Below are 21,261 nucleotides of genomic sequence, written 5' to 3' on the forward strand. Positions count from 1 at the left end.
GCCATGAGGATGGAAATGCCTGTTTTAAATCTTGCCACCGCGCGCAACATCATCGCGACCGCCTATCAGAAGAGCGGCGAGGAAGGCTTCAAACCCCTGACAATCGCGGTGCTGGACGAAGGTGGGCACCTGATTGCAGTGGAGCGGCAAGATGGCTCTTCCTTCATGCGCCCGCAAATTGCCATCGGAAAGGCGTATGGCGCGGTCGCTTTAGGAGAAGGCTCCCGCTGGCTCAACGAAAACGCTCAAACGCGGCCGCACTTCGTCCAGGCGCTTAACGGCGTGGCAGGGGGCGGCATCGTGCCGGTACCGGGCGGAGTGCTCATTCGGGATCCGGAAACAGCCAAGGTTGTTGGAGCCGTCGGTGTAACCGGAGACACATCAGACAACGACGAAATCTGCGCCATTGCCGGTATCGAGGCAGCTGGTTTCACCGCGGACGTGGGGTGATACGAAAAGGGCTGCCCCGTACCGCAGAGGCAGCCCATTCAATAGCTCAAACCGGCTCGCCTATTTCGCAGCCTGATTTACTTTTTTGTATCCGCCAGCGCTGCGATTTGTTTTTGCATGTCGGCAAGCTGCTGCTTCAAGTCAGCCAGATCAGAAGAAGACTGCTCTTCTTTTTTAGGCTCGGCCTGCTTTGGCGCGCTTTGATGAGTTGGCGCTGCACCTGCGAACGGGTTGCCGGTCGGATCAAACGGCGAGAACATCCGCATGGCGCGCTCAAACATCTCCATGTTGCGCTTGGTCTGGTCTTCGATCACATCAAGCGCTGACGAGCCGAATGCCTGCGTCATGTGTTCACGCAGTTTGTCTTGCTCCTGTGTCAAAGACGACATGGAGTACTCAAGATAACTTGGCACCAGTGTCTGCATGCTGTCGCCGTAAAATCGGATCAACTGGCGAAGGAATGCGATCGGCAGCAGGTTTTGCCCCTTGCTCTCCTGCTCAAAAATGATCTGCGTGAGAACCGAGCGGGTGATGTCGTCGCCTGACTTGGCATCATAGACGACAAAATCCTCCTCGTCCTTGACCATGACGGCCAGATCTTCAAGCGTCACATATGTACTGGTGCCCGTGTTGTAGAGACGCCTGTTGGCGTACTTCTTGATGATGGTCGGCGCGTCTGTTTTGGCCATCTGTGTAACTTGTGCTCCGGTGCTGGCATTGCCGCCAGCGTTATTCTTAAAATCCTACTGAAAAGGCAGGAAGCTCCCTCAAAACGATAGCTTACGTCATCTACCCATGCGAGCGCTACCGTTTTCCGTGGTGCACTATAGTCGAAAAGAAAACGCCTCTTTTAAACTGGAAAAACACTAATAACTCTAGGTATCATCCGCAGGTGTTTCTCATTAGCCGCACCCCTTGTTCATTTAAACGTGGGCGTGCGTGCTGCCTTTTGTCCTTTTTGAAGCATGGGTTTTGTCATGAGCAATCCAGATGATGTCGTAATCGTAAGTGCAACCCGCACCCCGGTCGGGTCTTTCAATGGATCCTTCGCCAATGTGCCAGCACACGATCTCGGCGCTGCAGTAATTAAGTCCGCCTTGGAACGCGCCCAGGTTTCTCCTGAGGATGTTGATGAAGTGATCTTCGGTCAGGTGCTCACCGCCGGCCAGGGTCAGAACCCAGCCCGTCAGGCTGCAATCAATGCTGGCCTGCCAGACACTTCCACCGCGCTTGTTGTGAACCAGGTTTGCGGCTCCGGTCTTCGCACCGTTGCCATGGGCATGCAGCAGATCCAGTCCGGTGATGCTTCCATCGTTATTGCAGGCGGTCAGGAAAACATGTCCCTGTCTCCACACTGCCAGCACCTGCGCTCCGGCGTAAAGATGGGCGATTACAAGATGATCGACAGCATGATCAAGGACGGCCTCTGGGATGCCTTCAACGGCTACCACATGGGGCAGACCGCTGAGAATGTTGCCGAAAAATTCCAGATCAACCGTGAGCAGCAGGACGAGTTCGCAGTCAAATCACAGAACAAGGCCGAGGCTGCTCAAAAGGCTGGCAAGTTCAAGGAAGAGATCACCCCTGTCACGGTGAAGGAGCGCAAAGGCGAACGCATCGTTGAGGATGACGAATACATCCGTCACGGTGCCACCATGGAAGCCATGCAGAAGCTTCGCCCTGCATTTGCCAAAGACGGCTCCGTCACAGCAGCCAACGCCTCCGGCATCAACGACGGCGCTGCCGCCATTGTTCTCATGACAGCGGCTGAGGCGGAAAAGCGCGGTCTCACTCCACTGGCCCGCATCGCGTCTTGGGCAACTGCGGGTGTTGATCCTGCCATTATGGGGACAGGCCCGATCCCAGCCTCCAAGAAGGCACTGGAGAAGGCCGGCTGGTCCGTGGAAGATCTGGACCTTGTCGAAGCCAACGAAGCGTTTGCAGCTCAGGCGTGTTCGGTAAATATTGGCCTCGGACTTGACCCTGAGAAAGTAAACGTCAACGGCGGTGCTATTGCCATCGGTCACCCAATTGGCGCATCAGGAGCAAGAATTCTTGTAACTCTTTTACATGAAATGAAAAGATCTGAAGCCAGCAAAGGACTTGCAACACTTTGCATCGGCGGCGGCATGGGTGTCGCAATGTGCGTAGAACGCATCTAAGCCTCTAAAAACCCATACCATTACCTAATGGCGGAGCGCTTGACGTTCCGCCATTATGCTTTTGTACTCTACGGTACTTAAAAAATTTCAAAGAGATGTTGAGGATGCGTTGATGGGACAAGTTGCAGTGGTAACTGGCGGCACACGCGGAATAGGTGCAGCGATCTCAAAGGGCTTGCAAGAGGCGGGATACACTGTCGCAGCCACTTATGCGGGTAACGTTGAGAAGGCGGAAGCGTTCAGCGCTGAAACCGGCATCAAGGTTTACAAGTGGGATGTGTCGGACGCGTCAGCATGCGAAATTGGAATACAACAAGTAAGCGAAGAATTGGGTGATATTGAAGTCCTCGTCAACAATGCGGGCATTACCCGCGACGGGTGGTTTCATAAAATGAGTTTTGAAGAATGGTCCGCGGTTATCCGCACAAACCTCGATTCCATGTTTACCATGACAAAGCCAGTGATCGAGGGAATGCGGGCCCGGGGCTCCGGTCGCGTCATAAACATCTCCTCCATCAACGGGCAGAAGGGCCAACTCGGCCAGACCAACTATTCAGCTGCAAAAGCAGGTGTCATTGGCTTCACCAAGGCCCTCGCACAGGAGACTGCCCGAAAAGGCATTACCGTCAACTGCATTTGTCCCGGTTACATTGATACCGACATGGTAGCTGCAGTGCCGGAAAAGGTACTGGAGGGCATTATCGGCCAGATCCCGGTCGGCCGCCTTGGCAAGGCTGAAGAGATCGCAGGTCTCGTGCGCTACCTCTCTTCACCGGAAGCCGCTTTTATGACAGGCGCAGTGCTCACCATCAACGGTGCTCAGTACATTGCGAATGGCTAAAGGCTTGAACTGATGAAATGCAAAAAGCCGCCCTCGCTATGCCGGGCGGCTTTTTTTTCACTTGCGATGCCCTGAAACAGGGTTTGCAAGGCATCAATCCAAAAAAGAAAAGACCGCCCAAATGGACGGCCTCGTCTTTTATAAGTCAGTCGCGTTCTTCGCGTTCAGCCTTAGACGTCGTCTTTTGGCTGAAGGATCTGACGACCCCGGTACATGCCGGTCTTGAGGTCGACATGGTGCGGACGACGCAGTTCGCCCGAATCCTTATCTTCCACGTAAGTCGGCTGGTTCAGGGCGTCCGCAGAACGGCGAAAGCCGCGCTTCATGCGCGAAACTTTTCTCTTAGGAACTGCCATCGTAGCTCTCTCTTTCGTCAATACTCACGCGCCGGGCGCGTAGCCTCAACGTGCGAAAACACAAAAGTGTCAGAATGGCGGGGGTTATACAGGCTAATTCACCGTAACGCCAGTGCCTTTGAGAAATAAATTTCACATCACTGCCGTTCGGCGGACGTGCAAGCAAGAACGTCCCCGGCCACCTTCATTCGCTGCTGATTTACACTGGCAAGTCTGCGATGTCCAGCATTAGGTTTCGCTGGGTTTCTAAGGATAGGGTTTGGCAGGGTTGTGGCCATTAAAGCGGCCTGTTGCCTGCTTAAATCCTTCGCTGACACCCCAAAATAGTGCTGCGCGGCGGCCTCAGCGCCGAAGATTCCTTCACCCCATTCCACAGTATTCAGATAAACTTCGAGCAACCGACGCTTGGTAAGCATGGAATCGAGCATGATTGCCAGCGGCGCTTCCACCGCTTTGCGCAGATAACTTCTGCTGTTCCAAAGAAAAAGGTTTTTTGCCAGCTGCATTGGAATGGTGCTGGCCCCTCTGGCCCGCTCCCCTTCAAGAAGCGATTCGACCTGAGTCTGCATCGCCGCCCAGTCCACGCCGCCATGCTCGCAATACAAACTGTCTTCCGAAATCACCACGCCGCGTTGCAGATGTACCGAGATCTCCTCGAGCGGAACAAAATCCCTCTCCACGGATTGCAACGTCACATAGCGCCCAAGCATCAAGGTTGAGACGGGCGGCACCACTGAATAGACGACCGTCAACACAACCGGCGTCACCAACAGGATCGCCAGCACCTTTAGCAAAAACCGCTTGATGCGCCCCTTCTTGCGGCGGGACCGGCTGCCCGAGCGTGTCAGTGTCACATTACCTCCTCGGCACTCAGCGGTTCCCCGCTCAAAAACTCCTCTACAGCCCGCCCCAAAACACGGGCATTCTTGTCAAAGGCCGACTTCTTGCGCCAGATCAGACCAATGTCCCGATAGGCTGTTTCATTGTTCAACCGAACCAACTTCAAATTGGTTCCCAATGTAACCCCTGCTTTTGCAGCCAAAGACGGCACCAATGTGAGACCAAGCCCATTGTCAATCATCTGGATCAAGGTCGTCATGGATGTTGCCTGGAAGTCCTCTCCGCCAACACTCAAACGCCCGCCAGTTGCTGCAAGTGCGTGGTCGCGCAAACAGTGTCCGTCTTCCAGCAGCAGCAACGTGTCATTCATAATCGAATCAACATCAATCACAGCAGCATTCGCCAGTCGATGCGCACCCGGCACAGCCAAAATCAGCTCATCCCGGCCCACAACCATCTGCTCAAATCCCTCCGCATTGTAGGGAAAGGCAATTAACGCAGCATCAACTCGCCCTTCTCGAAGAGCAGAGATCAGGTTGCGGGTGAGGTCCTCACGCAAAAACAGCTTTAATCTGGGATACCGACCGCGCAGCGCTGGCAGAAAACGCGGCAACAAAAACGGCGCAATTGAAGGAATGACCCCCAAGCGGAAACGTCCAGTGAGCGGTTCCTGATCAGACTGCACACCGTGCACGAGGTCTTCTGCATCGCGCAAAAGCTCAGTTGCCCGCTGCAGCACATGCTCACCGGCTTCGGTCAAAACCAACGCGCGGCCGGAGCGGTCCACCAACTCGCAACCAAGAATGTCTTCCAGCTGCTTGATTGAAGCCGAGAGCGTTGACTGGGTAATATGACAGGCCTCTGCCGCCTTGGAAAAGGACAGGTGATCCGCCAGTGCTTTGAAGTATTGGAGCTGTCTAAGTGTGGGTAACATGATGCGTCAGCGTGTCACAGATTTCAGCGCCATTTCAGAATGATTCTAAAAAACGGCAGTTTTCAGCGAATTATAACAATTGCAACATGTGGTATCGTTTTTTCCGATAGCAATGTTCGCAATTATCGTTTTGACCGAACAACAATCCTGCCCCATAAAAAACCCGTAAGCGGCGCTGTGCAGCGCAGCATAAAGGTTTCGATAAGGCCACACCGTCATGTGGCCCACATTTCATGCAGGAGACGATCATGCTCGGTATTGGCGATAAGCTTCCAGAATTCTCTGTAACCGGTGTTAAGCCAGGCTTCAACAAGCACGAAGAAAACGGCGAGTCCGCTTTCGAAACGCTCACCGAAAAGAGCTTCGACGGTAAGTGGAAGGTTATCTTCTTCTACCCAAAGGACTTCACATTCGTTTGTCCAACTGAAATCGCAGAGTTTGCGCGTCTGGCTTCCGAGTTTGAAGACCGTGACGCAGTTGTTCTCGGCGGCTCCACCGACAACGAATTCGTGAAGCTGGCATGGCGTCGCGATCACCCAGATCTGGACAAGCTCCCAATCTGGTCTTTCGCAGACACCAATGGTTCCCTCGTTGATGGTCTTGGCGTTCGCGCGCCAGAAGGCGTTGCATACCGCTACACCTTCATCGTCGACAACGAAAACACCATCCAGCACGTTTACGCGACCAACCTCAACGTTGGCCGTAACCCGAAGGACACCCTGCGCGTTCTCGACGCTCTGCAGACCGACGAACTTTGCGCATGTAACCGTGAAGTTGGCGGCGACGTTCTCGCAGCCTAAGCCGCGACACCCTGCATTTGAAGAGTGAGCCGGTTCATCCGGCTCCTCTGCCCCCGCCCTATTTGTTCCCAGAACATTGCTGAGTAAAATCCATGTCCATTGATAGCCTGAAATCCGCTCTTGGTGACTTCGCCAAGGACGTTCGTCTGAACCTTGGCACGATGGCTTCTGATGAAAGCCTGACCGCACAGCAGAAGTACGGCCTGTTCGTCGCGTGTGGCATTGCTTCCCGCAACAAGACCGTTAAGGACGCCATGATCGCTGAAGCAACGCCGCATCTTTCTGCAGAAGCGCTTTCAGCCGCCAAGGCAGCAGCCAGCATCATGGGCATGAACAACGTTTACTATCGGTTTGTTCACCTGTCCTCCAACGAACAGTATGGCACCATGCCTGCAAAGCTGCGCATGAACGTGATTGGCAAGCCCGGCGTTGACAAGGCAGACTTCGAACTTTGGTCCCTCGCCGTTTCCGCCATCAACGGCTGCGGCATGTGCATCGACAGCCACGAAGCTGTTCTGCGCAAAGAAGGCATGACCTCCGAAATGATCCAGACCGCCGTGCGTTACGCGTCGATCATTCAGTCGGCCGCAATTGCGCTGGAAGCCTCTGAGTAACGCGGCTCACACATTCCTCCCCTTGAAAGCCCGAGGTGCGCCCGCATCTCGGGTTTTCTTGTTCAAGCGCGTTGAAACCAAGTGTCGTGCCCTGCCGCCGCCTGCAGTTTGCGCTCATTGTCGCCGATGAAGTCGCGAAGCAGCGGCACCGCGTCCCGCTCACGTGACACGATAAGCTGGAACACCATTGTGCTCCCTTCCAGAAAGCCCATCTCGCATGCGCTCAGATAGAGCTGCCACATTCGGCAGAAGCGTTCATCGTAAAGCGCTTTAGCCTTGTCCCAATTGGCCTCAAACCGAAGCCGCCACGCTCTGAGTGTATAATAGTAATGCAGGCGCAGAATTTCGGCATCGCACACCCACAAACGCTGCCGTTCCGTTGCTGCAAAAACCTCAGAGAGGGATGGCACATACCCGCCCGGGAAGATGTACTTGGTCAAGAACGGGCCTGTCGTGCCCGGTGGCGTGTAGCGTCCGATGGAATGGATGACGCCAAAGCCTTTGGGGCTCAGGCATTCCTTCACCTTGGCGAAGTAGGCATCAAAATTGCCAATGCCCACGTGCTCCATCATGCCGACCGAGATAACCCGGTCATACTCCCCGGAAAACTCATTGTAGTCCTTGCAGATGAACTCGACATTGTTTTGCAAACGAAGCGCCTCAACGCGCTTTTCGGCAATCCGGATCTGCTCAGGTGACACGTTCAGCGATGTTACGTCAGCCCCCGCCTGCGCCATGCGGATCGCCAACGACCCCCAGCCACCGCCAATTTCCAGAACGCGCATACCGGGTTTCAGGTCGAGCTTGGCGATCAGATGGTCCAACTTGGCAGCCTGCGCCTGCTCAAGTGTATCCTCCGGTGTTCTGTAATAAGCACATGAGTAATTCAGCCCGTCATCAAGAAACAGCCGGTAGAGATCCGTGTTCAGGTCATAGTGGTGGCGCACCTGCGCCTTGTTTCGCGAAAGATCAAGGCGCTGCTTTCTACGCGCATGACCATCTTTGAAAGACCAAACAACTTTCTGCAGGGCAGTCGCGTTAAACGGGCCGCGATTGACCGTGAACACGCTGATCAGATCGTTGACGTGAGTGCCTTCCTCCAAAGTCAAACGCCCATCCATGTAGGCTTCTGCACCCACAAGCTCCGGATCCCACAACATCTTTAGGGGTAGCCACCTATCATGAAAGCGTATCACTGCCTTTGGGCCGGGCGCGCGCGCGCCAAGCTCATGGCGTACATTTTCTGCGTCAATGATGATAAGCTGGCCCTTCTCAAGGAAGGGCTCCAGCATTCTGGCAAGAGCTCGCATTTCTTCCTTCCAAAGCAATCCACACTCAAGAGTATTGTAACGGAGAAATTTCGCAACTCTCCTAACGGAAGCCCTCGCATTTTTCGTAGCTGCTGCTTCTATCACCCTCAAAAAATTGGAGCCCCTCTCGCGCCATGGGCTTGACGCGGCTTGGCATTCAGGCGACAGCAGTGCAACCAATCAGGCACACTACCTTTTTCGGGAGAGACTTCGTGAGCGACGCGGCCCGCACCTTACTCGCCAGTTCTGCAGCGCGTGTGGAACAAACCTTGACCAACGCCCTAGCCTTGCAGCCAGAGCCGCAGGAAGTCGCCCGCCCAAGTCGTCTCATTGAAGCCATGAAGTATGCCGCCCTTGCAGGAGGCAAGCGCTTGCGCCCCGCCTTGATGGTGGAAGCGGCCAAGATGCTGGGCCGCGAGGATGACGGCGTCCTCACAGCTGCGGCGGCGCTGGAGTGCATTCATTGCTACTCCCTGGCGCACGATGACCTTCCCGCCATGGATGATGATGATCTGCGCCGCGGCCAACCCACCACGCACATCGCCTTTGATGAGGCCACCGCTATCTTGGCCGGTGATGGGTTGCTGACCCTCGCATTCGATTTGATTGCCCGCCGGGAAGTCTCCGAAAGCGCCGAAGTGCGCCTTGTCCTGTCTCAGGAGCTTGCCCGCGCTTCCGGTGTCGGTGGCATGGCTGGCGGCCAGATGCTGGATCTGGAGTCCGAACACCGCGATCGTACCGAGGCCGAAATCCGGCTCCTCCAGTCCATGAAGACCGGCGCCCTGATCCGCTATGCCTGCCGCGCTGGCGCTTTGTTGACCGATGCACCGCAAGAAACCGTCGACACGCTGACCCGTTTCGGGGAAGTGATCGGCTTTGCCTTCCAGCTGGCTGATGACATTCTCGATGTTGTTGGCGATGCTGAGGTCGTCGGCAAGGCAACCGGCAAAGACGCGGAAATGGGGAAGGCCACGCTTGTCGGCCTGTTGGGAGAAAACGCTGCGCGCGCCAAGCTTGCAGACTTGATCGCAGAGGCCGATGCGCTGCTCGCTCCGTTCGGCGAACGCGGCAAGCCTCTGTCAGAGCTGGCGCACTTCGTCGCAAGCCGTACCAATTAGGACAGCGCCTGTCAGCTTTCGTGGAACACTTCCATCAAGAACGTGCGCGCGAGCTCAATCCCGTGCACGTTGATGCCATGGCCAAGTCCCGGCAGGCCCTGTGCAGTCACCGGCACCTCCGCGTTTTCCATGGCTGTCTGTGCCACAGACAAGTTCCAGAACGGCACCACGTCGTCTTCCTCGCCATGCACCAGCAGAACCGGCGGCTTGCTGGCCACCTCCCGGCAGAGCGTATCCGGTGCAGGCAGCGCACCAGAATATGCAAGAATGCCGGAAAATGTCTTGGGGTAATGAAGCCCCACATGAAGGGCCATCATCGCGCCCTGTGAGAAACCGAAGAGCGCGACTGAGCTCGGCTCCACGCCAACGCGTGCCATTTCCTTTTCCACTGCAGAAACCAGATAAGGCGCTGCGGCCTCAGCCCCAAGGCGATACTCCTTTGGCGTCCGCTCCGTGAGCGGAAACCACTGCCGTCCTGCGGCCCAAACGTCGCAGACCTGCGGCGCTTCAATGGCCACAAACTCGCAACGCGGCAACGCTTCTGTCAGATCGTCTGCAAGCGTGATCAGATCGGATGCGTCCGCTCCATATCCATGAAGCAGCACCACCAGACTTTCAGCGGGTGTCTCCTTGGCACCGTGGCGAAGGACACCATGGCTTTCCATATGCCTCTCCCAAACTAGATGGGCAGCGTTTCGCGACCTTCGCGGCGGGCCTTGTAATAAGACCACCAAAGCCGCGCTGCAGTGCCGCGATGCGGGGCCCACGCTTCTGCAATCAGATCCAGCTCTTTGCCCTTCGGCCGCTCATCCAGCCCGAAGGCATCCTTCACTGCGTTTTGCAAAGCCACATCCCCTGATGGGAACACATCTGGGTGCCCAGCGCAAAACAAAAGAAAAATGTCAGAGGTCCAGCGGCCGATGCCTTTGATTTCACAAAGCTTTTTTTGGGCTACATCGGCGGGCATTTCTGCAAGATGCATAAGATCAAGCCCATCTTCCATGTGTTCGGCGATGCTGCGAATGGTGTTGACCTTGGAGCCGGACAAGCCAACCCCCTTCAACTCCTCATGGGACTTCGACAGCAAGACCTCCGGTGTAAACGGATCCACAAGCGCTTCCAGACGCCCGAAAATGGCAGCGCCAGCGGCAACAGAAATCAGCTGTGAGACGATGATGTTGGAAAGCGCCTTGAAATCCGCCGCGCGCCGACGCAAGGGCACCACCCCGGCAATCTCGAAAACGCCGCGCAGCCGTTCATCCAGCAGCAACAGGCTCTGCAGTTCTCGTGCAATATCTTCTTCTGTTTCAATGGGTTTCACACTACTTCCCCTTGCCAGCTGCGTGCGGCAAACTAAACTTCAACAAGCCTGAGCAGCCTTCCAACAGAAAGACCATAACCTGAATGTCTGCGCCCGTCCTTCGTTTTGCCCCCTCTCCCAATGGCCACCTGCACCTTGGCCATGCCTATTCAGCATTGCTCAATCAGCACATTGCCCGAGAACTGGGAGGACGCTTCCTTGTGAGGATAGAAGACATAGACACCGTGCGCTGCACAGACAAGCTTTGCGCGGATGCCCTTGAGGATCTGGAGTGGCTCGGTCTTGAGTGGGATGGACCCGTTCGCCGCCAATCCGAACACCTGAGCGCATACACTGCAGCCCTCAACGAGCTGGAGCAGAAGGGCCTTCTTTACCGAGGCTACCTCACGCGCTCTGAGATTAAGCAGGCCATTGCCGATAAGGAACTTGCGACCGGGACACCTTGGCCTCGCGATCCGGATGGCGCCCCTCTTTATCCCGGTGGCTCGCAAGAGCCCGCGGTGACGGGCCGCCCCTTTGCCCTGCGCCTCAACATGCAAAAAGCGCTGGCGCAGCTTGCTGATTTAGTGTTCTGGCCAGAAACGGGCGTCGGCCCGCAAGGCGAGACCGGCGATGTCCCGGCCGTGCCGAGCGAATGGGGAGATGTCATTCTGGCCCGCAAGGACACGCCCACCAGCTACCATCTTTCTGTGGTGGTGGATGATGCCCTTCAGGGCATCACTCATGTAGTGCGCGGTCAGGATCTCTTTTATGCCACGGCAGTTCACCGGGTGCTTCAGCAATTGCTTGGCCTCCCATGCCCCACCTATCAACATCACGGACTCATCCTGGATGATGACGGGCGCAAGCTGTCAAAATCAGCCCGAGACACATCCTTGCGCGAACTCCGCGCTGATGGCGTGACGGCTCGGCAAATCCGCACCCGCCTTGGCTTCGGCTAGTAGCCGAACGCCTGAAGGAACGCCAGCCACCCACTCACTGTAAAGATCGCGGTGAAGGTGGTGATTGTGATCGCGTTTGAAGACATGGCGTGCCCGGTGCCGAACTGCACAGCCAGAAGATACGCATTCAAGCCCGTTGGGCAGGCAGCGCCCATTGTTGCTACAGCCACCCAAAGGGGCGGTAAATCCGTGAACTGGCTCATGAAGATGAAAACGGTCAGCGGCAACAGGCCAATCTTGAGCACACTAAGCACCGTTGCAATCTTCAGCGTGCCACGAATGCCGTAGTCCACCAGTCCCATGCCTACCGCAAACAGCGCAACGGGCGTTGCCGCCGTCGCCATGGAGGTCAACACGGTTTCGGCGATGGACGGAATGGGGAGACCAACGAGGTTCACCGCAACGCCGCTCAAGATACCAATGATAATGGGATTGCTGATCAGGCTCTTTATGACCGACTGGAGCACCTCGTTGATCGGACGCGCTTCCTCATAGCCATCAATCACCACAGCGCGGGACATCAAAGAGACTGAGAGGATCGTCACAAACGGGATATGCAGCGCAATGATCAGGGAAAGCGGCACCAGACCTTCGGGCCCGAAAAGAGACGATATCAATGGAATGCCGATAAGGCCCGTATTGCTGAACCCGGCGGTAAGGCCAGCCACAACGGCCGCACGGGCCTCGCGCTTGAAGCCCCAGCGCACGATGGCGGCCGCAACAAAGTAAACCAGCGTCAAAGCCGAGTAGTAGGCCAGCCAAAACGGAAAAGGCGACACGTCACCCAACTCAGCGCCGGTCAACGTCCTGAAAATCAGCACAGGAACCAGAATTGTCACGCAGAAGGAGCCAAGCGCCTGCCCCACGCCCTCTTTGAGAAGCTTTAGGGAGGCGCACGCATAACCCAACCCGATCAAGATGAATATGGGCAACACAAGCTGGACGGTCTGCTGAAACATGAGGCTCTCTTGCACCGGGCACCAGTCGAAGACCATGCCACGGATACTCGTTTAGGAAGAGAAGACCTTATAAGCCCTCCAAACCCCGCCCACCAGAGCCAATCTCTTGAGAAAATGTCCCCTGATCACACAGGCTATGAAAGAACACCCCTGAAAACAGCGCGCTTAAAAGGAAGGCGTAGGCGTCAAACCCGTTAGAGCAAGCCAGTTTGCAGCTCGCCTTTGCCTCTATACCACTGCGGATTTCTAGCCAAATCTCATGAACGCCGCATCCAGCGCATCATCCAGCCGGTCATTGCCCCAAAACAGCTCTCCATGTTCTGTCACGAAACTGGGCGCGCCAAAGATACCAAGCGACTCTGCGGTTGCGACTTCCGCCCGCAGGCCGATTTTCACCTCCGCCGTCTCAATCTCATTCATCACCCGTTTTGCCGGTGCTCCCAACTCCACCAGAAGCGCGGCAAGAAGCTCAGGGTTTGAGATGTCTTCGCCCAGCGCAAATTCCATGTGATAGACCGCACGGGTAAATGCGCCGATCCAGTCTTCATTGCGCCCGCAATAGGCAATCCGCGCCGCCAAAAGACTGTTCTGCGGGAACGGGTTGGGGCGTACCAACGGCAGGCCGAGAACAGAACATTGACGCTCCATGTCCCGCCACATGTAATTTCCTTTAGAACGCTGAAGATTAAATGGCGAGGTCTCCCACCCTTGCTTTTTAAAGATTGGCCCGAGCAAGAATGGACGCCATTCTACGGAGATGCCACGGTCAACTGCGAGGGTCTCAATGCGCATGGCGCTGAGATAGCTATAGGTGGAAGCAAAATCATACCAGAAAGCGATCCGGGGCATCAGCGCAACTCCATCAAACATTCATCGTTCATTTAATTTATCGTCACGTATCGATTATATACCCTTGCGCATTGCGTCAGAATTTTATTATACAAAAATAACATTAGACGCTCGCAATGGGGGCATTGGGGTGAAGCGTACATATGTAAACCTTCCTAGTATTTCCGCTAGGTGTCCGTTTGTCTTGACAACGGCATACATTATTTCTGTATCACTTTTCTTTTTGGCGTTTCCTGCAGTAGATATCTGGGCCAGCCAGATGTTTTACAGCTCAGATGGTTATTTCCCAGCGGCAAAAAGCCCACTCTTGCAAGATATTCGCTACATGAAACACTACCTGGTGTCGTGGGTTGTGGGCCTTTCTCTTGCCGTTCTGCTCATTAAACTGCTTTTGCCGAAGCTAAGGGCTCTGGTTGATCTGCGCGCCCCCTTGTTTCTTATAAGCACTCTGATCATTGGTCCCGGGCTCGTCGTCAACGCTCTGCTCAAAAATAATATTGGCCGCCCCCGCCCTCGTCACGTGGAGTCTTTCGGCGGCTCCAATCCCTTCGTCGGCGTGTGGCAAAGCTCCGATTATTGCCAGACCAACTGCTCCTTTGTCTCAGGCGAGGCATCCTCTTCCATCTGGCTGGTCGCTCTGGTCTTCATCGTCCCCAAAAAATGGAAGCTCCCAGTCGCCATCGGCACGATTGGCCCGGCTTTGGTGTTCTCGATAAATCGCGTTGCCTTCGGCGGGCACTTCCTGTCCGACACGATGATATCCTGGGGCGTGACGTTTTTCGTGATCTGGGCCGTCTACTGGCTGCTCTATCGAAAGACCCCAAGTTGGGCACAACCAGAAACCCTGGAAAACGCCTTCACCCATGCCGGGATCTGGCTGCATGCCAAGCTTAACAAACTGTTCGGCATCGGCAGCACACAGGTTCAACAATTCGCCAGCATGTTTCGCTAGGCGCGCCAGTCACAGGCGCCGTGCTTCCAGCTGCTTAAACAGGGCCAGCGTTCCTTCGTTCACCATGCGATAGACAAGCGCAAATCCCTCAGGCCCCTCATAGTAAGGGTCCGGCACATCCTTGCGCTGCTCATCCAACAGCATGCGGATCTGCGCCAGCGCGCCAGCGGGCGCTAGATGATGCAAACGCTCAACGTTGCTGGCGTCCATACCAATCAGATAGTCATAGTTCGTGAAGTGCTTGGGGTGAACTTGCTGCGCCCGCTGCATGCCAATATCGACGCCGTGCTGCGCTGCGATGGCGATACTGCGTGGATCTGGCGGGTTGCCAACATGCCAGCCTCCCGTGCCAGCGGACCCAATTTCATAGTGGTCCTGCACACCGTGGGTTGTGACATGATGGGTAAACAGGCCCTCCGCCAAGGGAGAGCGACAGATATTGCCAAGGCAGACAAAAAGAACGCGGGTCTTTGACATGGATGGGTTCTCGCTCGCCAAATCAGGGATCAGACGACGAGATGATACACACAATCGCAAGCGCTGCGCATATCCAGAGCATACCCATCCACGTCAAACAAAAGGAGGTCGTTACGCGACGGCCATGCTCAAACCAACAGTCACGACAAAAAGACTGATGGCTGGGAGGAGAGCAAACGCAAACCACGTGTTGGACATTGGGAAATCCTTTCTTGTTATTATTGGCTTGAATATAAGCGCCTTTTCTCAGAATTCTTGTTGGCGCGGTAATATATCGAACACGAGCCTGTGAGGAGTTTTGGATGACCGACGTGCTTAGCCAGCAAGAGATTGACGCAGCGCTGGAGAGCCTTCCAGGCTGGAAAATTTCAATAGACGGCAAATCAATTCAAAAAGCGTTTAGATTCAAAAACTTCGTTCGGGCGTTTGGTTTCATGTCACAAGTCGCCCTGCTTTGCGAAAAGCAGAACCATCACCCGGACTGGTCCAACAACTATAGAGATGTGCAGATATCGCTTAGCAGCCATGACGTGAATGCATTGACGAAACGCGATATTCGCCTCGCCACATCCATTGAAAAGCTGCTGACCTAGGCGCCCTCAACCGCGCCGCGGGTAATTCGGAACACGAGAATGTCCTGCTGTGTTTCCACGCCATGCAGCGTGTGCCCGTCCTGATTGCACATGTGCGGTATGTCGATCTGCGCCATCGGATCTGTCGCATGCACCTCAAGGCCCTCACCCGCCCGCATGCGCGCCAGCGCCCGGCGCGCTTTCATGACCGGCAGCGGACAATTAAGTCCTTTTAGATCAAGCTGTTTAAAATCCATCACGACATTCCCATTTGGAACGGTATCAGGTGATGCTGATGCAGCCAACAGGCTGTAACATGCGCACCAGTCCAATAGTCCCGCTGTGCTCTGGCGGGTTCTGTAATCTGTCGGGGGGCCCATGACAACAACAGAGTCTAACAAAATCTACGAGATCCTTGAGTTCTGGTGGGAAGCTGGCCGAGAAAAATGGTTTCAAAGCACGCCGGAATTCGACGAGGAAATCAGAAGCCGGTTTGAAGGTGATCTGCGTAAGGCCGCCAAGGGCGACTACGACGGCTGGCAGGAAACGCCCCATGGCGCGTTGGCATTGCTCCTGCTTCTGGACCAGTTTCCGCGAAACCTCTTCCGAGGCTCCGCCGAGAGCTTCGCTTATGATGCCAAGGCCCTCGCCATCGCCAGACAAGCCATGGAAAAGAACTACCACCTGGCCTACCCACGGGAGGTTCGCCTGTTCTTCTTCTTGCCGTTTGAGCACTCCGAAAACATTGAGGACCAAACCATTGCAGTGGACGCTTTCCGCCGCTGGGGCGATCAGAACGGCTACCTCTATGCCCTGATCCACATGGACGTGATCCGCCGCTTTGGTCACTTCCCGCATCGCAATGCCCTTGTCGGCCGGGAAACGACACCGGAAGAACAGCGCTTTTTAGAGGAAGGCGGCTTTAGAGCCTGACCCCTCCCTCTACAGTTTGACTATTTTTTAGGCAGAGCAAATTTTGTGCTCTGCCTATTTTTTTATCACCACACCTGCCGCGGCGTCGCTCTGCCCAAAACCTAGTCTCTCGACCTAGATGTCCCGGATAGAACGCTGTTTTTAATAGGTTTTTAAGAAGTACCAACACCCCAAAAACAGCAGAATTCCGCCGAAAAATCGAGTTGGCACACTCCTTGTATGTAATAGGCCGAACGCGGACCTGCTGGTCCTGAACTGAGCGCAGTCAGTTTTGGACCGGGAGAGCGCGGGGGAACACAGGGAACGAATTTCCCGATTGGTCAACAGTAGAGCGGGAGCTGACTATGAAAATTGTAATGGCGATCATCAAGCCATTTAAGCTCGACGAGGTGCGCGACGCCCTCACGAGCGTTGGCGTTCAAGGCCTCACCGTCACCGAGGTGAAGGGCTACGGCCGTCAGAAGGGACACACCGAGATTTACCGCGGCACGGAATACGCGGTCAGCTTCCTGCCAAAGCTGAAGATCGAGGTCGCCGTGGATGCAGATCTGGCGGACAAGGTTGTCGAAATCATCGCTGGCGCGGCCAAGACCGGTCAGATCGGCGACGGCAAGATCTTCGTTTACGGCATCGACCAGGTCGTTCGCATCCGTACCGGCGAAGCAGACGCCGACGCACTCTAATTAGAAAAATCGAGGGGAAACTGAAAAAATGAAGCGCATCTATACCCTTTCAAGCCTGTCAGTCGCGGCCCTTGCCGCCATGGCTGCACCGGCTTTGGCTCAGGAAACACCGCCGGTCTCACCTGAAACTCAGTACATCTTCAACACCCTGTTGTTCCTCATTGGCGGCTTCCTCGTCATGTGGATGGCAGCAGGCTTTGCCATGCTCGAAGCAGGCCTCGTTCGCTCCAAGAACGTGTCCATGCAGTGCTTGAAGAACATCAGCCTCTACTCCATCGCGGGCCTCATGTTCTGGGTCACCGGCTACAACCTCATGTACACCGGCGTTGATGGCGGCTTCATGGGTTCCTTTGGTCCTTACTCCTTCGACCCGGTCGGCGGCGACGCTCTCGACACCGGTTACTCCACTGCATCTGACTGGTTCTTCCAGATGGTGTTTGTAGCAACAGCAGCGTCGATCGTGTCCGGCACATTGGCCGAGCGCATCAAGCTGTGGCCGTTCCTTGCTTTCGTTGTCGTGCTGACCGGTTTCATCTACCCGATCGCAGGCTCCTGGCAGTGGGGCGGCGGCTGGTTGTCAGAAGCAGGCTTCTCTGACTTTGCCGGTTCCACACTCGTTCACTCCGTAGGCGGCTGGGCCGCGCTTGCTGGCGCGCTGATCCTTGGTGCCCGTAAAGGCAAATACGGCGCAGACGGTCAGGTTCACGTCATGCCGGGTTCCTCCATGCCTCTGGCAACTCTGGGCACGTTCATCCTGTGGCTCGGTTGGTTCGGCTTTAACGGCGCATCCCAGCTCGCAATGGGCACCATCAGCGACGTGACCGACATCTCTCGCATCTTCGCGAACACCAACATGGCAGCAGCAGGTGGTGTGATCGTTGCAGTGGTTCTGACCCAGATCCTTTACAAGAAGGTCGATGTGACCATGGCCCTGAACGGCGCCCTGGCTGGCCTCGTGTCCATCACCGCTGAGCCACTGGCACCATCCGTTCTGCAGTCCATCATCATCGGTGGTGTTGGCGGCGCGCTCGTTGTCTTCACAGTGCCGCTGCTGGACAAGCTGAAGATCGACGACGTTGTAGGCGCAATCCCGGTTCACCTGATCGCAGGCATCTGGGGCACGCTCATCGTGCCGCTGTCCAACACCGACGCGTCTTACGCAACTCAGGCGCTTGGTGTGGCTGCATACGGTGTCTTCACCGTGATTGCTTCTGCGGCGGTCTGGTTCGCCCTCAAGGCAACCATCGGCATCCGTGTCGGCGAAGAAGAAGAAGCAATGGGTCTGGACAAGGTCGAAATTGGCGTCGAAGCCTACCCAGAATTCGGCCAGGGCTCTCAGCGCCTCTAAACATCAAAGGGAGAAAACTCCCAGCAATCACCTTCCCAAAAAACGAAAGGCCCGGGCTCTCCCACCCGGGCCTTTTCATTTGCAGCGCGCCTCCGGAGCAGGTCTAGATCACCACAATGCCCGAATGTTTGGCGTGGTTTTCCGGCTCGATGTGGATGGTGACCCGCGCGCCGGGCAACTCCTTGGCAATACCCTCTTCGATCCGATCGCAAATCTCGTGGGCGTCCAGCACGGTCATGTCCGCCGGAACCACCAGGTGAAAGTCCACGAAAGTCACATGCCCTGAATGGCGGGTGCGCAAATCGTGGGCCTCAATTGCCCCTTCGCCATGCTTTGAGATCAAGGTGCGCAACAGCTCCTGCTCTTCTTCCGGAGCCGCTTCATCCATGAGCCCGCCAATGGACTCGCGTACAAGGTGCCAGCCGGACCAAAGAATGTTCACGGCAACCACAATGGCAAGTATGGGGTCAAGAATGGTCCAGCCCGTCGCATAAGCAGCCCCCACGCCTACAATCACACCCACAGAAGTATAGACATCCGTCATGATGTGCTTGCCATCGGCAACAAGTGCCGGCGAGCGGTGCTTGCGGCCCACACGCATCAGCGCGCTCGCCCAGATGAAATTGAGCACAGACGCCGCCCCGTTCAGCACGAAGCCAAACAGGGAGTACTCAAGCTGCGGCCCTTCCATGATGCTGATATAGGCCTGCCGCAAGATGGTCACCGCCGCCAGAACGATTAGCACCCCTTCCAACACAGCAGCAAAGTACTCAACCTTGGTGTGCCCATAAGGGTGGTTGTGGTCCGCTGGTTTTTGGGCAAGATGCAGCGCGCCTGCTGCAGCCAGCGCCGAGGCCACGTTGATGATGGACTCAAGCGCATCGGAGTAAAAAGCAATAGAGCCGGTGTAGAGGTAAGCCGCGTACTTTGTCGCCAGTACAATCAAACCGACAACAATGCTGCCGAGCGCAAAGCGCATGCTCTCGTTCATAACTTCTGGCCCATCTGATAGTTTGGTGAGTGCGCCACCGTTCGCAATCACGCGCATGCCTAACAGGTTTGGCAGGTATATCAAACCTAACCAAACATCGATAGGAACTTAGCCATAGGTTATCAGCGGGAAATCCTCAGAAGCTGACCTGCGCAGTCGTCGCCACTCCAAGGATGTCAGAGGGGTTACCGTTCACCATCTTCTGGACCAGCACCACGATACGCTCAACACCGTTGCCACCCACTTCAGATAGCGGCAACTTGTAGGTCTCCGGCCCCCCATCCCAAACGCCGATCGGCATGATCCCCCGAACGACATTGCGATATTCGCGCTTGGACCCAGCATTCTCACCGCGCCGGATACTAACGGTGGCGCGGTCGCTCACCTTGACCAGATATACGCTCGCCATCAGTTTGGGGCCGGGCACAGCGCCATCGACGCTGACCTCAAACATGTTGTCATGAACAGAGGTCTCCACAGACAGCGGCAAACTCACATGCCGTTCCAGCGCTTTCTTGATGCTGGCGCGATCACTGCCAACGAAAGAACGGTGCCCGTTCACGACCATTTGCGGCGTGTAGATGCTCCGCTCACCATTGGCTTCCGCATACATCTTCTGACGCTTGGTGTTGTCAGCAGAGCCAAATGTGTCCGCCCACCCAAGGTAGTCCCAGTAGTCCACATGAAACGCCAGTGCCAGAATGCCGTCTTTATCGGCAAGCTCCGACAAAATGTCATCTGCTGGCGGGCAGGAGGAACAACCCTGGCTGGTGAACAGCTCCACAATGGCTTTTGGCTTCTGCGCTTCAGCAGCATGCACTGCGGGTGCGATGGAAATCCCTGCGAAGACCGCGCCCAAAACCAGTATGCGTTTCACCATCAACATCATGTCAGTGCCAGAATCCTTGCCATTGCGTCGGAATAGCAACCTATAGACATCCCAGTTAAAGTGACAGTCACAAGACGGTGAGACCGCACACGCGACTGGTCTGCACGCTACAGACTGCCTTTAACCGGCGTTTTCTGAGAGGATTTTTTCAAGTTCTGGCAAGAAGACTTCTTTGAAACTGCGCGCGTCCAGCGGACCCACAAACTTGTAGCGGATCTGCCCTTCCCGATCGACAATGAAGGTTTCCGGCACGCCATACACCCCCCAGTCGATACCGACACGGCCACTGTCTACGCCCACCCGGTCATAAGGATTTCCCAGGTCGGTCAGGAAGCGCACGGCCTTCGGGTCTGTGTCCTTGTAGTTCAAACCCGCAATCTGGAAGCGATCATCCTTGGAAAGCTCCATCAGGTATGGGTGTTCAGCTCGGCACGGCGCACACCAGGAAGCAAACACGTTCACCACGGAAACCTGACCAAGAAGGTCTTCATGGGCAAAGCCTGGCATGGGTTTGCCGTCCTTCATAAGTCCTTCAACCGGGCCTAACACAAACTCGGGTGCTGGTTTGTCGATCAGAGCCGAAGGCAGCTTTTGCGGATCATTGCCGGATACAAGTTGATAGAAAAACAGCAGAGCCAGCGCTCCAAACACCACAATTGGCAACAGCACAAACGGCGACCAACGCCGGGGTTCTGGCTTTTCGATCTCCGAGTTATCGCTCACAGCTTCACCCCTTCTTCTGTGATCTGCGGCGCAGGCCCATGGCCTCCAGCTCTTGCAGATCTTTTTCCTGCTTCTTCTGATCAGCGCGAACGAACAAAACAATGCCGCCGATCACCAGTGTTGCCACCACATAGGCTGCAATCACAAAACCAGCGTGTCGACCAAGGTCCGGAAGGAAGCTTTCCATGATCACCTCTC

General features: G+C 55.7%; 27 protein-coding genes. 12 read left to right on the forward strand and 15 right to left on the reverse strand.

Annotated elements, in window-relative coordinates:
• The first annotated feature begins 15 nt into the window (after window positions 1–15).
• Window positions 16–450: a GlcG/HbpS family heme-binding protein gene (locus Q3Y58_RS15525; RefSeq protein WP_319622858.1), complete on the forward strand. Its 435-nt coding sequence runs from the start codon at window positions 16–18 to the stop codon at window positions 448–450.
• Window positions 451–527: 77 nt separating this feature from the next.
• Here Q3Y58_RS15525 and phaR read toward each other — a convergent pair whose 3' ends face one another.
• Window positions 528–1,139: a polyhydroxyalkanoate synthesis repressor PhaR gene (gene phaR, locus Q3Y58_RS15530; RefSeq protein WP_319622859.1), complete on the reverse strand. Its 612-nt coding sequence runs from the start codon at window positions 1,137–1,139 to the stop codon at window positions 528–530.
• Window positions 1,140–1,427: 288 nt separating this feature from the next.
• Between phaR and Q3Y58_RS15535 the strand changes: the two genes are divergently transcribed.
• On the forward strand, window positions 1,428–2,612 hold the full coding sequence (locus Q3Y58_RS15535) for an acetyl-CoA C-acetyltransferase (RefSeq protein WP_274217562.1): 1,185 nt from the start codon (window positions 1,428–1,430) through the stop codon (window positions 2,610–2,612).
• A 112-nt stretch (window positions 2,613–2,724) separates the two neighbouring features.
• On the forward strand, window positions 2,725–3,453 hold the full coding sequence (gene phbB / locus Q3Y58_RS15540) for an acetoacetyl-CoA reductase (RefSeq protein ID WP_274217563.1): 729 nt from the start codon (window positions 2,725–2,727) through the stop codon (window positions 3,451–3,453).
• 170 nt (window positions 3,454–3,623) lie between these two features.
• Here phbB and rpmF read toward each other — a convergent pair whose 3' ends face one another.
• From rpmF to Q3Y58_RS15555, 3 genes are all read right to left on the reverse strand, one after another.
• On the reverse strand, window positions 3,624–3,809 hold the full coding sequence (rpmF, locus tag Q3Y58_RS15545) for a 50S ribosomal protein L32 (protein ID WP_274217565.1): 186 nt from the start codon (window positions 3,807–3,809) through the stop codon (window positions 3,624–3,626).
• A gap of 137 nt (window positions 3,810–3,946) precedes the next feature.
• Window positions 3,947–4,663: a monofunctional biosynthetic peptidoglycan transglycosylase gene (gene mtgA, locus Q3Y58_RS15550; RefSeq protein ID WP_319622860.1), complete on the reverse strand. Its 717-nt coding sequence runs from the start codon at window positions 4,661–4,663 to the stop codon at window positions 3,947–3,949.
• Window positions 4,660–5,583, reverse strand: coding sequence for a hydrogen peroxide-inducible genes activator (locus tag Q3Y58_RS15555; RefSeq protein ID WP_274217568.1), 924 nt, complete (start codon window positions 5,581–5,583; stop codon window positions 4,660–4,662). The genes mtgA and Q3Y58_RS15555 overlap by 4 nt, the downstream gene beginning before the upstream one ends.
• Window positions 5,584–5,831: 248 nt before the next feature.
• On the opposite strand from Q3Y58_RS15555, the gene Q3Y58_RS15560 reads away from it, so the two are divergent.
• A complete protein-coding gene (locus Q3Y58_RS15560) occupies window positions 5,832–6,383 on the forward strand; it encodes a peroxiredoxin (RefSeq protein WP_274217569.1) in 552 nt (183 codons plus the stop codon).
• Between the two features lie 92 nt (window positions 6,384–6,475).
• Window positions 6,476–6,997 (forward strand): carboxymuconolactone decarboxylase family protein, encoded by a 522-nt coding sequence (locus Q3Y58_RS15565; RefSeq protein WP_274217570.1) that lies wholly within the window; start codon window positions 6,476–6,478, stop codon window positions 6,995–6,997.
• Between the two features lie 62 nt (window positions 6,998–7,059).
• Here the strand turns inward: Q3Y58_RS15565 and Q3Y58_RS15570 are convergent, their stop codons facing one another.
• Complete coding sequence (locus Q3Y58_RS15570; RefSeq protein ID WP_319622861.1) at window positions 7,060–8,307, reverse strand: cyclopropane-fatty-acyl-phospholipid synthase family protein; 1,248 nt, start codon at window positions 8,305–8,307, stop codon at window positions 7,060–7,062.
• Window positions 8,308–8,519: 212 nt separating this feature from the next.
• On the opposite strand from Q3Y58_RS15570, the gene Q3Y58_RS15575 reads away from it, so the two are divergent.
• Window positions 8,520–9,425 carry a polyprenyl synthetase family protein gene (locus Q3Y58_RS15575; protein ID WP_413697833.1) on the forward strand — a complete coding sequence of 302 codons (906 nt, stop codon included), beginning with the start codon at window positions 8,520–8,522 and terminating at the stop codon, window positions 9,423–9,425.
• A gap of 11 nt (window positions 9,426–9,436) precedes the next feature.
• On the opposite strand, the gene Q3Y58_RS15580 is transcribed toward Q3Y58_RS15575, so the two are convergent.
• Window positions 9,437–10,090, reverse strand: coding sequence for an alpha/beta hydrolase (locus Q3Y58_RS15580; protein WP_274217572.1), 654 nt, complete (start codon window positions 10,088–10,090; stop codon window positions 9,437–9,439).
• Window positions 10,091–10,104: 14 nt separating this feature from the next.
• Window positions 10,105–10,746, reverse strand: a complete 642-nt coding sequence (locus Q3Y58_RS15585; protein ID WP_319622862.1) for a DNA-3-methyladenine glycosylase family protein — start codon at window positions 10,744–10,746, stop codon at window positions 10,105–10,107.
• Between the two features lie 83 nt (window positions 10,747–10,829).
• On the opposite strand from Q3Y58_RS15585, the gene gluQRS reads away from it, so the two are divergent.
• Entirely contained in the window at window positions 10,830–11,687 is an 858-nt protein-coding gene (gluQRS, locus tag Q3Y58_RS15590; RefSeq protein ID WP_319622863.1) for a tRNA glutamyl-Q(34) synthetase GluQRS, read from the forward strand.
• Here gluQRS and Q3Y58_RS15595 read toward each other — a convergent pair.
• Both Q3Y58_RS15595 and Q3Y58_RS15600 read right to left on the reverse strand, forming a co-directional pair.
• Complete coding sequence (locus Q3Y58_RS15595; protein WP_319622864.1) at window positions 11,684–12,646, reverse strand: AEC family transporter; 963 nt, start codon at window positions 12,644–12,646, stop codon at window positions 11,684–11,686. The two genes, gluQRS and Q3Y58_RS15595, sit on opposite strands and share 4 nt — an antisense overlap.
• Window positions 12,647–12,892: 246 nt before the next feature.
• Complete coding sequence (locus tag Q3Y58_RS15600) at window positions 12,893–13,495, reverse strand: 2-hydroxychromene-2-carboxylate isomerase (RefSeq protein WP_319622865.1); 603 nt, start codon at window positions 13,493–13,495, stop codon at window positions 12,893–12,895.
• A 184-nt stretch (window positions 13,496–13,679) separates the two neighbouring features.
• Here Q3Y58_RS15600 and Q3Y58_RS15605 point away from each other — a divergent pair, with 184 nt between their 5' ends.
• A complete protein-coding gene (locus Q3Y58_RS15605) occupies window positions 13,680–14,447 on the forward strand; it encodes a phosphatase PAP2 family protein (RefSeq protein WP_274217577.1) in 768 nt (255 codons plus the stop codon).
• Between the two features lie 9 nt (window positions 14,448–14,456).
• On the opposite strand, the gene Q3Y58_RS15610 is transcribed toward Q3Y58_RS15605, so the two are convergent.
• A complete protein-coding gene (locus Q3Y58_RS15610; protein WP_319622866.1) occupies window positions 14,457–14,924 on the reverse strand; it encodes a low molecular weight protein-tyrosine-phosphatase in 468 nt (155 codons plus the stop codon).
• A gap of 302 nt (window positions 14,925–15,226) precedes the next feature.
• On the opposite strand from Q3Y58_RS15610, the gene Q3Y58_RS15615 reads away from it, so the two are divergent.
• Entirely contained in the window at window positions 15,227–15,517 is a 291-nt protein-coding gene (locus Q3Y58_RS15615; RefSeq protein ID WP_274217579.1) for a 4a-hydroxytetrahydrobiopterin dehydratase, read from the forward strand.
• Here the strand turns inward: Q3Y58_RS15615 and Q3Y58_RS15620 are convergent.
• The gene (locus Q3Y58_RS15620) at window positions 15,514–15,753 is read right to left on the reverse strand and encodes a sulfurtransferase TusA family protein (RefSeq protein WP_274217580.1); all 240 of its coding nucleotides are present in this window, start codon (window positions 15,751–15,753) and stop codon (window positions 15,514–15,516) included. The two genes, Q3Y58_RS15615 and Q3Y58_RS15620, sit on opposite strands and share 4 nt — an antisense overlap.
• Before the next feature lie 121 nt (window positions 15,754–15,874).
• Here Q3Y58_RS15620 and Q3Y58_RS15625 point away from each other — a divergent pair, with 121 nt between their 5' ends.
• The 3 genes from Q3Y58_RS15625 (at window position 15,875) to Q3Y58_RS15635 (ending at window position 18,460) form a co-directional block, all read left to right on the forward strand.
• Complete coding sequence (locus tag Q3Y58_RS15625; RefSeq protein WP_319622867.1) at window positions 15,875–16,429, forward strand: DUF924 family protein; 555 nt, start codon at window positions 15,875–15,877, stop codon at window positions 16,427–16,429.
• A gap of 344 nt (window positions 16,430–16,773) precedes the next feature.
• Complete coding sequence (locus tag Q3Y58_RS15630; protein ID WP_274217582.1) at window positions 16,774–17,112, forward strand: P-II family nitrogen regulator; 339 nt, start codon at window positions 16,774–16,776, stop codon at window positions 17,110–17,112.
• Between the two features lie 28 nt (window positions 17,113–17,140).
• Entirely contained in the window at window positions 17,141–18,460 is a 1,320-nt protein-coding gene (locus Q3Y58_RS15635; RefSeq protein ID WP_274217584.1) for an ammonium transporter, read from the forward strand.
• Window positions 18,461–18,563: 103 nt separating this feature from the next.
• Here the strand turns inward: Q3Y58_RS15635 and Q3Y58_RS15640 are convergent, their stop codons facing one another.
• The 4 genes from Q3Y58_RS15640 to ccmD all read right to left on the reverse strand — a co-directional run bounded on the left by Q3Y58_RS15640 (window position 18,564) and on the right by ccmD (window position 21,250).
• Complete coding sequence (locus Q3Y58_RS15640; protein ID WP_274218289.1) at window positions 18,564–19,451, reverse strand: cation diffusion facilitator family transporter; 888 nt, start codon at window positions 19,449–19,451, stop codon at window positions 18,564–18,566.
• Window positions 19,452–19,587: 136 nt separating this feature from the next.
• On the reverse strand, window positions 19,588–20,331 hold the full coding sequence (locus Q3Y58_RS15645) for a DUF1223 domain-containing protein (protein WP_274217585.1): 744 nt from the start codon (window positions 20,329–20,331) through the stop codon (window positions 19,588–19,590).
• Window positions 20,332–20,460: 129 nt separating this feature from the next.
• On the reverse strand, window positions 20,461–21,063 hold the full coding sequence (locus Q3Y58_RS15650) for a DsbE family thiol:disulfide interchange protein (protein ID WP_319622868.1): 603 nt from the start codon (window positions 21,061–21,063) through the stop codon (window positions 20,461–20,463).
• Window positions 21,064–21,067: 4 nt separating this feature from the next.
• The gene (gene ccmD / locus Q3Y58_RS15655) at window positions 21,068–21,250 is read right to left on the reverse strand and encodes a heme exporter protein CcmD (protein ID WP_274217587.1); all 183 of its coding nucleotides are present in this window, start codon (window positions 21,248–21,250) and stop codon (window positions 21,068–21,070) included.
• Window positions 21,251–21,261 lie beyond the last annotated feature (11 nt).

The organism is Nesiotobacter zosterae (genome assembly GCF_033843645.1).
Classification (GTDB): Bacteria; Pseudomonadota; Alphaproteobacteria; order Rhizobiales; family Stappiaceae; genus Pseudovibrio; species Pseudovibrio zosterae.

What these genes read in the sequence shown, in the direction of transcription:
- Q3Y58_RS15535 (WP_274217562.1), top strand. Translation starts at nt 1,428, where the DNA reads ATGAGCAATCCAGATGATGTCGTAATCGTAAGTGCAACCCGCACCCCG.
- Q3Y58_RS15645 (WP_274217585.1), bottom strand. Translation starts at nt 20,331, where the DNA reads ATGGTGAAACGCATACTGGTTTTGGGCGCGGTCTTCGCAGGGATTTCC.
- Q3Y58_RS15635 (WP_274217584.1), top strand. Translation starts at nt 17,141, where the DNA reads ATGAAGCGCATCTATACCCTTTCAAGCCTGTCAGTCGCGGCCCTTGCC.
- Q3Y58_RS15595 (WP_319622864.1), bottom strand. Translation starts at nt 12,646, where the DNA reads ATGTTTCAGCAGACCGTCCAGCTTGTGTTGCCCATATTCATCTTGATC.
- Q3Y58_RS15630 (WP_274217582.1), top strand. Translation starts at nt 16,774, where the DNA reads ATGAAAATTGTAATGGCGATCATCAAGCCATTTAAGCTCGACGAGGTG.
- phbB (WP_274217563.1), top strand. Translation starts at nt 2,725, where the DNA reads ATGGGACAAGTTGCAGTGGTAACTGGCGGCACACGCGGAATAGGTGCA.
- Q3Y58_RS15570 (WP_319622861.1), bottom strand. Translation starts at nt 8,307, where the DNA reads ATGCGAGCTCTTGCCAGAATGCTGGAGCCCTTCCTTGAGAAGGGCCAG.
- Q3Y58_RS15525 (WP_319622858.1), top strand. Translation starts at nt 16, where the DNA reads ATGCCTGTTTTAAATCTTGCCACCGCGCGCAACATCATCGCGACCGCC.
- Q3Y58_RS15600 (WP_319622865.1), bottom strand. Translation starts at nt 13,495, where the DNA reads ATGCCCCGGATCGCTTTCTGGTATGATTTTGCTTCCACCTATAGCTAT.
- ccmD (WP_274217587.1), bottom strand. Translation starts at nt 21,250, where the DNA reads ATGGAAAGCTTCCTTCCGGACCTTGGTCGACACGCTGGTTTTGTGATT.
- Q3Y58_RS15555 (WP_274217568.1), bottom strand. Translation starts at nt 5,583, where the DNA reads ATGTTACCCACACTTAGACAGCTCCAATACTTCAAAGCACTGGCGGAT.
- gluQRS (WP_319622863.1), top strand. Translation starts at nt 10,830, where the DNA reads ATGTCTGCGCCCGTCCTTCGTTTTGCCCCCTCTCCCAATGGCCACCTG.
- Q3Y58_RS15640 (WP_274218289.1), bottom strand. Translation starts at nt 19,451, where the DNA reads ATGAACGAGAGCATGCGCTTTGCGCTCGGCAGCATTGTTGTCGGTTTG.
- rpmF (WP_274217565.1), bottom strand. Translation starts at nt 3,809, where the DNA reads ATGGCAGTTCCTAAGAGAAAAGTTTCGCGCATGAAGCGCGGCTTTCGC.
- Q3Y58_RS15610 (WP_319622866.1), bottom strand. Translation starts at nt 14,924, where the DNA reads ATGTCAAAGACCCGCGTTCTTTTTGTCTGCCTTGGCAATATCTGTCGC.
- Q3Y58_RS15560 (WP_274217569.1), top strand. Translation starts at nt 5,832, where the DNA reads ATGCTCGGTATTGGCGATAAGCTTCCAGAATTCTCTGTAACCGGTGTT.
- Q3Y58_RS15620 (WP_274217580.1), bottom strand. Translation starts at nt 15,753, where the DNA reads ATGGATTTTAAACAGCTTGATCTAAAAGGACTTAATTGTCCGCTGCCG.
- Q3Y58_RS15625 (WP_319622867.1), top strand. Translation starts at nt 15,875, where the DNA reads ATGACAACAACAGAGTCTAACAAAATCTACGAGATCCTTGAGTTCTGG.
- Q3Y58_RS15580 (WP_274217572.1), bottom strand. Translation starts at nt 10,090, where the DNA reads ATGGAAAGCCATGGTGTCCTTCGCCACGGTGCCAAGGAGACACCCGCT.
- phaR (WP_319622859.1), bottom strand. Translation starts at nt 1,139, where the DNA reads ATGGCCAAAACAGACGCGCCGACCATCATCAAGAAGTACGCCAACAGG.
- Q3Y58_RS15615 (WP_274217579.1), top strand. Translation starts at nt 15,227, where the DNA reads ATGACCGACGTGCTTAGCCAGCAAGAGATTGACGCAGCGCTGGAGAGC.
- Q3Y58_RS15565 (WP_274217570.1), top strand. Translation starts at nt 6,476, where the DNA reads ATGTCCATTGATAGCCTGAAATCCGCTCTTGGTGACTTCGCCAAGGAC.